Here is an 11,851-nt window from a genome sequence, read left to right on the forward strand (position 1 = left end):
AGGGACGCGCCGTCACTCCCACTCGATGGTGCCCGGGGGCTTCGAGGTGATGTCGAGGGTGACGCGGTTGATCTCGCTGACCTCGTTGGTGATCCGTGTGGAGATGCGGGAGAGCACCTCGTAGGGGACCTTCGCCCAGTCCGCTGTCATCGCGTCGTCGCTCGTGACAGGGCGCAGCACGACGGGGTGGCCGTAGGTGCGGCCGTCGCCCTGGACGCCCACGGAGCGGACCTCGGCGAGGAGCACGACGGGGCACTGCCAGATGTCGCGGTCCAGGCCGGCGGCGGTGAGCTCGGCGCGGGCGATCGCGTCGGCCTTGCGCAGCACGTCCAGGCGCTCCTTGGTGACCTCGCCGATGATCCGGATGCCGAGGCCCGGGCCCGGGAAGGGCTGGCGCCAGACGATCTCGTCCGGCAGGCCCAGCTCGGAGCCGACGGCGCGGACCTCGTCCTTGAACAGGGCGCGCAGCGGCTCGACGAGCTCGAAGGAGAGATCCTCGGGCAGGCCGCCCACATTGTGGTGGCTCTTGATGTTCGCCGCGCCCTCGCCGCCGCCGGACTCGACGACGTCGGGGTAGAGCGTGCCCTGCACGAGGAAGGTCTTCGCCTCGGCGTGGTCGCCCTGGATGACGCCCTGCTCGCGGAGGATCTCCGCCTGGGCGCCCTCGAAGGAGCGGATGAACTCGCGGCCGATGATCTTGCGCTTCTCCTCGGGGTCGGTGACCCCGGCGAGCGCGCTGAGGAACTGCTCCTCGGCGTCGACCATGACGAGCCGGGCACCGCCGGTGGACTCGCCGAAGGCCTTCTCGATCTGCGCGGACTCGTCCTGGCGCATGAGCCCGTGGTCCACGTACACGCAGGTGAGGCGGTCACCGATCGCGCGCTGCACGAGCGCCGCGGCGACCGCGGAGTCCACGCCGCCGGAGAGGCCGCAGATCGCGGTGCCCTCGCCCACCTGGGCGCGGATCCGCTCGACCTGCTCCTCGATGACGTTGCCGGTGGTCCAGGTGGGCTCGATGCCCGCGCCGCGGTGCAGGAAGTTCTCGAGCACCTCCTGGCCGCGGTCGCTGTGGCCCACCTCGGGGTGCCACTGCACGCCGTAGAGGCGCTTCTCGGGATGCTCGAAGGCGGCGACCGGGGAGCCCTGCGAGCGTGCGACCACGCGGAAGCCCGCCGGGGCCTCGGTCACGGAGTCGCCGTGGCTCATCCACACGTTCTGCTCGAGGTCCTGGTCCCGCAGCAGCTCGGAGCCGCCGTCGAGGGCCTCGAGGCGCGTGGCGCCGTACTCGCGCACGCCCGTGGGGGCGACGGTCCCGTCGAGGGCCGCGGCCATCGACTGGAAGCCGTAGCAGAGGCCGAGCACAGGGACGCCCGCCTCGAGCAGCGCCGGGTCCAGGCGCGGGGCGCCCTCGGCGTACACGGAGGACGGGCCGCCGGAGAGGATGATCGCGCGCGGCTGCTTCGCGAGCACGTCCTGCACACCCATGGTGTGGGGGACGACCTCGGAGTAGACGCGCGCCTCACGCACGCGGCGTGCGATGAGCTGGGCGTACTGGGCGCCGAAGTCGACGACGAGGACGGGGCGCTGGTCGGTGTCGGTCACCCGGCAGAGTCTACGGGCCGCGGCGCCCCGGGCGCGCCCGCGTCCCGTGGGGTGCTCGTCTCACCGTGCGCGGGACCTCAGCGCTCGCCGTCCTGCAGGGTGGGCCGACGGGCGAGCTCGCGCTCGACCGACTCGTGGGTCCAGCGCTCGCCGAAGAAGGACAGCACCGGCACCACGCCGAAGAGCATGAGCAGCAGCATGCGCGGCAGCGCCCACCGCATCTTCAGCCACAGGTCGAAGCCGAGGATCACGTAGACCATGTAGATGAGGCCGTGGATCGGGGACCACACCGAGGAGACCTGCTCCCAGGTGTGGGAGGTGCCGCCGTAGACCAGGTAGCGCATGATCATGATCGCGCAGAGCACGAGCAGGGCACAGCCCTCGACGATCGAGGCGACCCGGAAGCGGGCGAAGGAGGTGCGCACCTGCACCTCATCGAGCGGGCGGGGTGCCGGCATCGGCGTCCTCCTGGGGATGGGCGGCGCCCGGGGCGCCGGCGGGGGTCGGGGCGTCCGTGCCGGGGGCGGGACGCGGGGTCTCCTCGTCGAGGGCGGCGCGCAGGGCCTCCCGCTGCGCCTCCTGCTCGTCGAGGTGGTGGGTGCGCACGGTGCGCCACCACAGGTACAGGAAGAAGACGCCGAACACGATCCACTGGGCCGCATAGCCGATGTTCTGCCAGTCCAGGCCGCGGGAGAAGGCGGACTCGGCCTCCGGCATCGGCTGCAGGCCCTCCGCGGCGGAGGTCTGCGCGACGTAGCCCGCGTACATGGGGCTCCCCCACTCGTTCACGAGCAGCGGGGTGGAGATCTCCGAGGCGATGCCGCCCTCGACGCCGTCGGTCGCGGCCTCGCTCGCCTCGAGCCGGCCGGTCGCGGTCACCTCGCCGCTCGGCGGGGCGGGGGCGAGGGCCGGGTCGAGCTCGCCGTCGGCCCCGGTGACGTCCGCCGCCGCGACCCAGCCGCGGGCCACGGGCAGCAGCGCCTCGGAGCCGTCGGCGAGGGTCAGGTGGAGGGCGGTGACGACGATCGCGGCGTCCGTCCCGTCGATGTGCCGCCCGCCCACGAGGATCTGCTGGGACGCGTCGTAGGTGCCGGTCGCGGTGACGATGCCGCCGGAGTCGTCGTTGGTGACCACACCGCCGATCTCGAGCACGTCGCGCACGTCGCCGAGCTCCGCCGGGGCGGAGGTGCGCTCGGTGATCGCCCGGTGCGCACGGTCCCACTGCCAGCCCGCGAGCATGCCGCACACGACGGTGGCCGCCACCATGAGGGCGAGCATCCCGAGGGAGCGGGGGCGCAGGGCGGCACGGAGCATGCCCTCATCGTAGGAGCCGCGGCTGGACGCGGCCGGGGCGAGGTGGCCCTCCTCACCGCCGTCGGCCCCGTGCACCTCCCACGACGGTCCGCGCGGGACCTCGGGCCTCCCCACCGCGCCGTCCCCGCCGTAGGGTGAGCCCGTGTCCCAGAGCGTGTACGTCGCCAGCCCCGAGGGGATGACCGGGAAGTCCATCGTGGCCTTCGGTCTCCTCGAAGCCCTCGCCTCCCGCTCCGAGCGGGTGGGCGTCTTCCGCCCCGTGGTGAAGTCCGCGGGCGCACCGGACTACGCCGTCAGCCTGCTGACCGCGCATCCCGCCGTGGACCAGCCCTACGAGGAGGCTGTCGGCGTCGACTACGAGCAGGTGCTCGCGGACCCGGACGCCGCGCAGGAGGAGATCCTGCGCCGCCACCGCGAGCTCTCCGCGAAGTACTCGCTGCTCGTGGTGCTCGGCTCCGACTACGACGACCTCGTGAACCCCACCGAGCTCGCCTTCAACGCCGAGGTCGCCGCGAACCTCGGCGCCCCGGTGATCCTCGTGCTCTCCGGCATGGACCGCAGCCCGGACCAGGTGGGCGCACTCGCCGCGGTCGCCCAGGGCGAGTTCGCCGGCCACCACGCGACCCCCATCGCCGTGGTCGTCAACCGCGCGGACCCGGCGTGCCTGGACGCGGTGCGCGAGGCGGTGAGCGCCCGTGTGCCGGGCCTGCTGGTCTCCGCGATCCCGGAGAACCCCGTGATCCTCGCGCCCACCGTGCAGCAGGTGAAGGACGCCGTCTCCGGCACGCTCCTGCAGGGCAGCCCCGAGTGGCTGGGCCGCGTCTCCACCGGGACCGTGGTCGCCGCGATGAGCCTGCCCAACGTGCTCGAGCGGCTCACCGAGAACTGCACCGTCGTCGCCCCCGGGGACCGCTACGACCTGCTGCCCGGGCTGATCCTCGCGCAGCACTCGGGCACCTTCCCCGCGCTCTCCTCGATCGTGCTGACCGGCGGCTACGACATCCCGCCCGCGGTGCACCGGCTCATCGAGGGCGTGCAGCAGGACCTCCCGATCATCGCGACGGACCTCTCGACCTTCGACACCGCGGTGAAGGTCGCCGGGACCCGCGGCCGGCTGAGCGGCGACAGCCCGCAGAAGCTCGACGCGGCCCGCCGCGCCGTCGCCGAGCACCTCCCCGCCTCCGCCGTGCTCTCCGCCCTCGAGGTCACGCGCAGCGAGGTCGTCACCCCGATGATGTTCGAGTTCGAGCTGCTCGCCCGGGCCCGCGGCGAGAAGAAGACGATCGTGCTGCCCGAGGGCGACGAGCCGCGCATCCTCGCCGCCGCGGAGTCGATCCTCGCGCGCGGCGTCGCACGGATCGTGCTGCTCGGCGAGGAGACCGCGATCCGCGCGCGGGCGGCGCAGCTGGGCCACGACATCTCCGAGGCCCGGATCGTCTCCCCGCAGGACCCGGAGCTCGTGGAGTCCTTCGCCGCCGAGTACGCGCGGCTGCGGGCGAAGAAGGGCGTGACCCTCGAGCAGGCACGGGAGAAGGTCCAGGACGTCTCCTACTTCGGCACGATGATGGTGCAGACGGGCCAGGCGGACGGCATGGTCTCCGGCGCCGTGCACTCCACCGCCCACACCATCAGGCCGAGCTTCGAGATCATCCGGACGAAGCCCGGCGCGAAGATCGTCTCCTCCGTGTTCCTCATGGCGCTGCAGGACCGGGTGCTCGTCTACGGCGACTGCGCCGTGAACCCGGATCCGACGGCGGAGCAGCTCGCGGACATCGCCCTGCAGTCCGCGGAGACCGCGCGCCGCTTCGGCGTGGAGCCCCGGGTCGCGATGCTGTCCTACTCGACCGGCACCTCCGGCAGCGGGGCCGACGTCGACAAGGTCCGCGAGGCGACCGCCCTGGTGCGCGAGCTCGCCCCCGGGCTCGACGTCGAGGGACCCATCCAGTACGACGCCGCGGTGGACGCCTCGGTGGCCCGCACGAAGCTCCCGGACTCCGCGGTCGCCGGTCGCGCGACCGTGTTCGTCTTCCCGGACCTCAACACCGGCAACAACACGTACAAGGCCGTGCAGCGCTCCGCCGGGGCGATCGCGATCGGTCCGGTGCTGCAGGGCCTGAACAAGCCCGTCAACGACCTCTCCCGCGGCGCGCTCGTCGACGACATCATCAACACCGTGGTGATCACGGCGATCCAGGCGCAGGCCGCCGACGAGAGCCCGGCCCCGGGCGCTTCCCCGAAGGAGACCGCATGACTCCCCCTAGCTCCCCCGCCTCCTCCGCCCCTCGGTCCGACGCCGGCGGCCGCCTCCCCGGGGTCCCGGACGCCGCGACGGTCCTGGTGCTGAACTCCGGCTCCTCCTCGCTGAAGTTCCAGCTCCTGGATCCCGTCGCCGAGGTGGTCCACGCCTCCGGCATCGTCGAGCGGATCGGCCAGGACCGCGGCCAGGCGCATCTCGAGGCCGGCGACCTCCGCCAGCCCTACTCCGGTGAGGTCCCCGACCACAAGGTCGCGATGCAGATCGTCACCGGCCTCTTCGAGGACGCCGGCATGAGCCTCCAGGAGGCGAACGTCGTCGCCGTGGGGCACCGCGTGGTCCAGGGCGGCGCCCGCTTCAGCTCCCCGCAGCTCGTGGACTCCTGGGTGCGGAACCAGATCGCGGACCTCGGCGCCCTCGCCCCGCTGCACAACCCCGCCGCGGTGCAGGGCATCGACGCCGCCCGCGAGCTGCTGCCGGACATCCCCCACGTGGCCGTCTTCGACACCGCCTTCTTCACCGCCCTGCCGGAGGAGTCCCGCACCTACGCCCTGAACTCGCAGGTCGCCGCCGAGTACCGGATCCGCCGCTACGGCGCGCACGGCACGAGCCACCGCTACGTCTCCGAGCAGGTCTCCGCGCTGCTGGCCTCCGAGGGGACGGACGTCTCCGATCTGCGCCAGATCGTCCTGCACCTCGGCAACGGCGCCTCCGCCTCCGCCGTGCGCGGTGACGCGCCGGTGGACACCTCCATGGGCCTGACCCCGCTCGAGGGCCTCGTCATGGGCACCCGCACCGGCGACATCGACGCCTCGGTGTACGCCCACCTGTCCCGCAGCGCGGGCATGAGCATCGACGAGATCGACACGCTCCTGAACAAGTCCTCGGGCATGCAGGGCCTGTGCGGGATGAACGACTTCCGCGACATCACCGCCGCGATCCGCGCCGGGGACGAGCGGGCGGAGCTCGCGATGCGGGTCTACGTGCACCGGCTGCGCAAGTACGTGGGCTCCTACGCCTTCACCCTGGGCGGTCTGGACACGATCGCGTTCACCGCCGGCATCGGGGAGAACGTGCCGGAGGTGCGCGAGCGCACCCTCGAGGGCCTCGAGGCCTTCGGCATCGTGCTGGATCCTGCGGCGAACGCCCGGCGCGAGAAGGGCGTGCGCACGATCTCCGCGCCGGAGTCCGCGGTGCGGGTGCTCGTCGTGCCGACGGACGAGGAGCTCGCGATCGCGCAGCAGTCCCTCGAGGTGGCGCGCTCCGCCCGCTGACACCGCGTCCCTCCACCATCCGGGCTGTGGCCTGCGCGAGGATCCGGGGACTGCCCTACGCTGGCGGGACACCGCACGATCCCAGGAGCGCCGATGTCCGCACCCGTCCCGTACCCGTCGCAGCAGCAGATCCCCGGCTACGGCGCCTACGCCCCGCCGCCGCCGCGGAAGCGCGGCACGAAGCGGATCGTGTTCGGCGCGCTCGGGATCCTCGCGAACGCGATCGGTCTCGTGGTGATGCCGATCGTCGCGGGGATCATCGGCTCGCTCATCGCGGCCATGGGGATGCTCGACCTCACGGCGACCTCGCCGCAGGGCGGCACCGTGGAGGCCTCCTCGATGCACGTCATCATGGTCGCCGTCCCCACCGAGGAGGCGGGCTCGGCCACCTGCACGGTCGACGGCACGGCCCCGGCCGATCTCTCCGCCGAGGACGTCTCCTCCGACGGCCTCGTCGCGACGCTCGACGGCCGCGAGTACACGGTGGTCCGGCAGGTCTCGGTCACCGCCGACCAGACCCTCACCGTCCACTGCGAGGGCGCCTCCGCCGCCGCGGTCTCCGAGATGGGCATGACGGGGGTGTTCGTGAGCCTCGGGATCGGGATCCTCGTCCCGGTGCTGCTGGGCCTCGCCGCGATCGCCCTGCTGATCTGGGGGATCATCGCGCGCGTCCGCTCCTGACGCACCGCTCCCGCCGCGCGCCCCGTCCGGGGCGCGGGGCGGCTCAGGCGATGCCGGGCACCGGCTCCGCGGGCCGCAGGCGGTTCTCGAGGTCCTGGCGCACGGCGGGCCACTCGTCGGCGAGCACCGAGAAGTAGTCGACGTCGGCGACGGTGCCGTCCGCCGCGGGCCGGAACGCCCGCAGCGTGCCCTCGAAGCGGGCGCCGAGCCGGGCGATCGCCCGGTGCGAGCGGGCATTGCGGTGATCGCAGCGCAGCGCGACCCGGCCCACGCCGAGGTCCTCGAAGGCGCAGGTGAACAGCAGCAGCTTCGCGATCGGGTTCACCTCGGTGCCCCACGCCTCCCGGGCGTAGATCGTGTTGCCGATCTCGACGCGCAGCCCCGGCTCGAGGTCGTACAGGGTGGTACGGCCCACGAGCCGCCCCTCCCGCTCGACGGCGAAGGCGAGACCGCCCGGACGGTCGATGAGCCCGCGCAGGTGCTCGGCCATGGCCTCGTCGCTCGCGGGCAGCGGGGAGGACATCCCGTGCCAGATCTCCTCGTCGACGAGGGCGCGGAACGCCGGCGCGTCCTCGACGCTCAGCGGCCGCAGGCGCACCGGGCCGCGGGTGAGGATCCTGCTGTGCTCCATGGGGCCTCCTCGGTCCACTCGGTCCGCTATTCCCACTCGGTCCGGATCGGTCCGCGCCGGCGCGACGCGGCTCAGGCGGTGGTGACGACCTCGACGCGCTGGAACTCCTTGAGCTCCGTGTAGCCGGTGGTGGCCATGGCGTGGCGCAGGGCGCCCACGAGGTTCGTCGTGGCGTCCGCGGAGATCGAGGGGCCGAAGAGGATCTGCTCGAGCGGCGCCGCCGTGCCCACCTCGACGCGGTGGCCGCGGGTGAGCGTGGGGTGGTGGGCCTCGCTCCCCCAGTGGTGGCCGCGGCCCGGGGCCTCCTCGGCGCGGGCGAGCGCCGCACCGACCATGAGGCCGTCGGCGCCGCAGGCGATCGCCTTGACGAGGTCGCCCGAGCGGCCCAGGCCGCCGTCGGCGATGACGTGCACGTAGCGGCCGCCGGACTCGTCCATGTAGTCGCGGCGGGCCGCGGCGACGTCCGCCACCGCGCTCGCGAGCGGCACCTGGATGCCGAGGGTCTCGCGGGTGGTCTGCGAGGCTCCGCCGCCGAAGCCGACGAGGACGCCCGCGGCGCCCGTGCGCATGAGGTGCAGGGCGGCCGTGTAGGTCGCGCAGCCGCCCACGATGACGGGGACGTCGAGCTCGTAGATGAATCGCTTGAGGTTCAGCGGCTCGCGGTCCGAGGAGACGTGCTCCGCGGAGACGGTGGTGCCGCGGATGAAGAAGAGGTCCACGCCCGCGTCCACGACCGTCTTCCAGTGCTCCTGCGTGCGCTGCGGGGACAGCGAGCCGGCCGCCGTGACGCCCGCGTCGCGCAGCTGCGCGATCCGGTCGCGGATCAGCTCGCCCTTCACGGGCTCGCTGTAGATCTCGCGCATGACCTGCACGGACTCGGCCTCGGAGGCGGTCGCGATGCGCTCGTACTGGGCGGTGGGGTCCTCGTAGCGGGTCCACAGGCCCTCGAGGTCCAGCACGCCCAGACCGCCCAGGCGCCCCAGCTCGATCGCGACCTCGGGGGACATGATCGAGTCCATGGGGGCCGCGAAGATGGGGATGTCGAAGTGGTACGCGTCCACCTGCCAGGCGGTCGAGACGTCCTCGGGGTCACGGGTGCGCCGGGAGGGGACCACCGCCACGTCGTCGAAGCTGTAGCTGCGGCGCCCGCGCTTGTTCCGGCCGATCTCGATCTCGTTCATCACGCGAGGAGTCTACCGGCGACGCGGCCCGGAGCCGGGATCACAGCGGCCAGGTCGTGCTGACGTCGACCGTCTTGCCCTGCTTCTTCATGTAGCCGATGAAGTTCTCCGCCCATTCACGGTGCCACTCCATCTCCTGGCGGAACAGCTCCTCGAGGGAGGACTCACCGAGCCGCGGGTGCTTGGCGACCATCGCGCGCAGCACGTCGAGGGTCGAGGAGACGTCGACGTCGGCCGTGTGGAGGCGGCCGTCCTGCTGCACGCCGTAGACCTCGAGGAGGTCCACGAGCTTGCGCTTGCCCTTGCGGTAGCGGTCCACACCGCGGTCGATGACCAGCGGGTCCACGAGCGGAGCGACGTCATGGCCCAGGCGCTCGGCGACCGTCAGCAGCTCGTGGCGGCGCAGCTCGTTCTCGAGGATCTGCACGTCGAAGGCGCCGTTGAAGGCGACGAGCGGGACGTCCTTCGCGAGGGACTCCGCGATGAGCGCGGCGACCTCCTCGAGGGCGACGGCCGGCGCCATCCCGTGGGAGGCGGCGTGCTCGGTGCTGATGCCGTGGATCGCGGCCGCCTGCTCGGGGATCGGCACACCGGGGTCGATGAGCCAGGTCGCGACGGTCTCCTGGTCACGGCCGCCGCCGACCGAGTGGACGAGGGCGACGGTGACGATGCGGTCCTCGCTCGTCGAGGTGCCGGTGGTCTCGGTGTCGAAGCCGAGCAGGGGCCGGTCGATCCAGCGGGAGGCGGTGTCCGTCGTCATGCCCCCAGCCTATGCACCGGCACCGACCGTCCACGCCCCCGCCGGCCGGGGCGGTGGACGGCGCCGCGCTGGGGAGGAATGATCACGGGACGCCCGACCCCGCTCCCCGAGGAGATCCCGATGCCCGCGCCCACCCCGTACCTGCACCTGCCCGGCACCGCGCGCGAGGCGCTCGAGCTCTACCAGCGGGTGTTCGGCGGTGAGCTCGTGCTCGCGACCTACGAGGACTTCTCCCGCACCGACGGACCGGCGCACGCGATCGCCCACGGCGAGCTGCGCGGCGCGGTGGACGTGTGCGCCTCGGACGCGACCGAGCAGGACGAGGTGTTCGCCTCCCGCGGGCTCATGATGGCGCTCCTGGGGAGGGCGGAGCCGACGACGCTGCGCACCTGGTTCGCGGCGCTCTCCGAGGGCGGCGAGGTGGTCGACCCGCTGCAGCGTCGCCCCTGGGGTGCCTCCGACGGGCAGGTGCGGGACCGCTTCGGCGTGCTCTGGCTGATCGGCTTCGAGCACGCCGAGGCGGATCCCGCCCAGCGGGCGGGGTGACTCAGCGGGGAGGTCCGCTCAGCGCGCCGTGTAGTTCGGCGCCTCGATGATCGCGGCCATGTCGTGCGGGTGGGACTCCTTGAGGCCCGCCGGAGTGATGCGCACGAACTGACCGCGCTCCTTGAGCTGCGTGATGTCCTGCGAGCCCACGTAGAACATGGTCTGGTGCAGGCCGCCCACGAGCTGGTGGATCACGGAGCGCAGCTGTCCCTTGTAGGAGACGCGGCCCTCGATGCCCTCCGGGACGATCTTGTCGTCGGAGTCGACGTCGGCCTGGAAGTAGCGGTCCTTCGAGAAGGACTTCTTGCCGCGCGAGGACATGGCGCCCAGCGAGCCCATGCCGCGGTAGGCCTTGAACTGCTTGCCCGCCACGAGGACGACCTCGCCCGGGGACTCCTCGGTGCCCGCGAGCAGCGAGCCGAGCATGACGGTGTCCGCGCCGGCGACGAGCGCCTTGGCGATGTCGCCCGAGTACTGCAGGCCGCCGTCGCCGATGAGCGGGACGCCCGCGGGCTTCGTGGCCTTGGAGGCCTCGTGGATCGCGGTGACCTGGGGGACGCCGACCCCGGCGACGACGCGGGTGGTGCAGATGGATCCGGGGCCGACGCCGACCTTCACAGCGTCCGCGCCCGCGTCCACGAGCGCCTGCGCGCCCGCCCGGGTGGCGACGTTGCCGCCGATCACCTGGACGTCTTTGAAGGCCGGGTCGCCCTTGATGCGACGGATCATCTCGAGCGCGAGGCGCGCGTGGCCGTTCGCGGTGTCGACGACGAGCACGTCCACCCCGGCGTCGCGGAGGGCGCCCGCGCGCTCGAGGGAGTCGCCGAAGAAGCCGACGCCGGCGCCGACGAGCAGGCGGCCCTGGCCGTCCTTGGAGGCGTCGGGGAACTGCTCGGACTTCACGAAGTCCTTCACGGTGATGAGGCCGGTGAGGATGCCGCGCTCGTCGACGAGGGGCAGGCGCTCGCGCTTGTTCTTCCGCAGCAGCGCGGTCGCGTCCTCGTGGGAGACGTCGCTCGGCGCGGTGAACAGCTCGGTGGTCATGACGTCGCCGACCTTGGTGGTGGCCCACTCGGCGACGGGGATGAAGCGGAGGTCGCGGTTGGTGCAGATGCCCAGCAGGCGCAGGCCCTCGTCGACGACGGGCAGGCCGGAGACGCGGTACTGGCCGCACACGGCGTCGAAGTCCTCGAGGGTCGCCTCGGGGCCGATCGTGACGGGGTTCGTGATGCGGCCGGTCTGGGTGCGCTTGACGAGGTCCACCTGGTGGGCCTGGTCCTCGATCGAGAGGTTGCGGTGGAGGATGCCGATGCCGCCGTGGCGGGCCATGGCGATCGCCATCCGGGACTCGGTGACGGTGTCCATCGCGGCGCTGGCCAGCGGGATCCGCAGCGAGATCTCCTTGGTGAGGCGACTGCTGGTGTCCACCTCGGAGGGGATGATGTCCGTCTCCCCGGGGAGGAGGAGGACGTCGTCGTAGGTCAGTCCGATGAAGCCGAAGGGGTCCGCGCTCGTCATGCACCGATGCTACTCGGGGCCTCCCGGGGGGCGGCAGGCCGTGAGACGTGGGACCGGCCACGTCGGCCCGGCGCAGTGAGCGACGGCCGA

At 72.7% G+C, this 11,851-nt stretch carries 11 protein-coding genes; 4 read left to right on the top strand and 7 right to left on the bottom strand.

The genetic code is table 11. The annotated features are described in order from the left end of the window. Window positions 1-12: 12 nt before the first annotated feature. The 3 genes from guaA to NLU66_RS15855 form a co-directional block, all read right to left on the bottom strand. Entirely contained in the window at window positions 13-1,602 is a 1,590-nt protein-coding gene (guaA, locus tag NLU66_RS15845; RefSeq protein WP_259360570.1) for a glutamine-hydrolyzing GMP synthase, read from the bottom strand. Between the two features lie 77 nt (window positions 1,603-1,679). Then, complete coding sequence (locus tag NLU66_RS15850) at window positions 1,680-2,060, bottom strand: DUF3817 domain-containing protein (RefSeq protein WP_103385005.1); 381 nt, start codon at window positions 2,058-2,060, stop codon at window positions 1,680-1,682. Then, window positions 2,035-2,916 carry an SURF1 family protein gene (locus tag NLU66_RS15855; RefSeq protein ID WP_259360571.1) on the bottom strand — a complete coding sequence of 294 codons (882 nt, stop codon included), beginning with the start codon at window positions 2,914-2,916 and terminating at the stop codon, window positions 2,035-2,037. The genes NLU66_RS15850 and NLU66_RS15855 overlap by 26 nt, the downstream gene beginning before the upstream one ends. A gap of 142 nt (window positions 2,917-3,058) precedes the next feature. On the opposite strand from NLU66_RS15855, the gene pta reads away from it, so the two are divergent. The 3 genes from pta to NLU66_RS15870 all read left to right on the top strand — a co-directional run bounded on the left by pta (window position 3,059) and on the right by NLU66_RS15870 (window position 7,125). Further along, entirely contained in the window at window positions 3,059-5,167 is a 2,109-nt protein-coding gene (gene pta / locus NLU66_RS15860; RefSeq protein WP_259360572.1) for a phosphate acetyltransferase, read from the top strand. Continuing rightward, a complete protein-coding gene (locus NLU66_RS15865) occupies window positions 5,164-6,444 on the top strand; it encodes an acetate kinase (RefSeq protein ID WP_259360573.1) in 1,281 nt (426 codons plus the stop codon). Before pta ends, NLU66_RS15865 begins: the two co-directional genes overlap by 4 nt. A 93-nt stretch (window positions 6,445-6,537) precedes the next feature. Further along, window positions 6,538-7,125: a hypothetical protein gene (locus NLU66_RS15870; protein WP_259360574.1), complete on the top strand. Its 588-nt coding sequence runs from the start codon at window positions 6,538-6,540 to the stop codon at window positions 7,123-7,125. A 43-nt stretch (window positions 7,126-7,168) separates the two neighbouring features. Here the strand turns inward: NLU66_RS15870 and NLU66_RS15875 are convergent, their stop codons facing one another. The 3 genes from NLU66_RS15875 to NLU66_RS15885 form a co-directional block, all read right to left on the bottom strand. After that, window positions 7,169-7,756: a GNAT family N-acetyltransferase gene (locus NLU66_RS15875; RefSeq protein ID WP_259360575.1), complete on the bottom strand. Its 588-nt coding sequence runs from the start codon at window positions 7,754-7,756 to the stop codon at window positions 7,169-7,171. A gap of 71 nt (window positions 7,757-7,827) precedes the next feature. Beyond that, window positions 7,828-8,937 carry a GuaB3 family IMP dehydrogenase-related protein gene (locus NLU66_RS15880; RefSeq protein WP_259362606.1) on the bottom strand — a complete coding sequence of 370 codons (1,110 nt, stop codon included), beginning with the start codon at window positions 8,935-8,937 and terminating at the stop codon, window positions 7,828-7,830. A gap of 40 nt (window positions 8,938-8,977) precedes the next feature. Then, on the bottom strand, window positions 8,978-9,697 hold the full coding sequence (locus NLU66_RS15885) for an exonuclease domain-containing protein (protein ID WP_259360576.1): 720 nt from the start codon (window positions 9,695-9,697) through the stop codon (window positions 8,978-8,980). Window positions 9,698-9,817: 120 nt separating this feature from the next. Here NLU66_RS15885 and NLU66_RS15890 point away from each other — a divergent pair, with 120 nt between their 5' ends. Further along, window positions 9,818-10,243 carry a VOC family protein gene (locus tag NLU66_RS15890; RefSeq protein WP_259360577.1) on the top strand — a complete coding sequence of 142 codons (426 nt, stop codon included), beginning with the start codon at window positions 9,818-9,820 and terminating at the stop codon, window positions 10,241-10,243. Window positions 10,244-10,261: 18 nt separating this feature from the next. Here NLU66_RS15890 and guaB read toward each other — a convergent pair whose 3' ends face one another. Then, window positions 10,262-11,761, bottom strand: a complete 1,500-nt coding sequence (gene guaB, locus NLU66_RS15895; protein WP_259360578.1) for an IMP dehydrogenase — start codon at window positions 11,759-11,761, stop codon at window positions 10,262-10,264. Window positions 11,762-11,851: the final 90 nt, after the last annotated feature.

Source organism: Brachybacterium sp. NBEC-018 (assembly GCF_024860185.1).
GTDB classification, from domain to species: domain Bacteria; phylum Actinomycetota; class Actinomycetes; order Actinomycetales; family Dermabacteraceae; genus Brachybacterium; species Brachybacterium rhamnosum.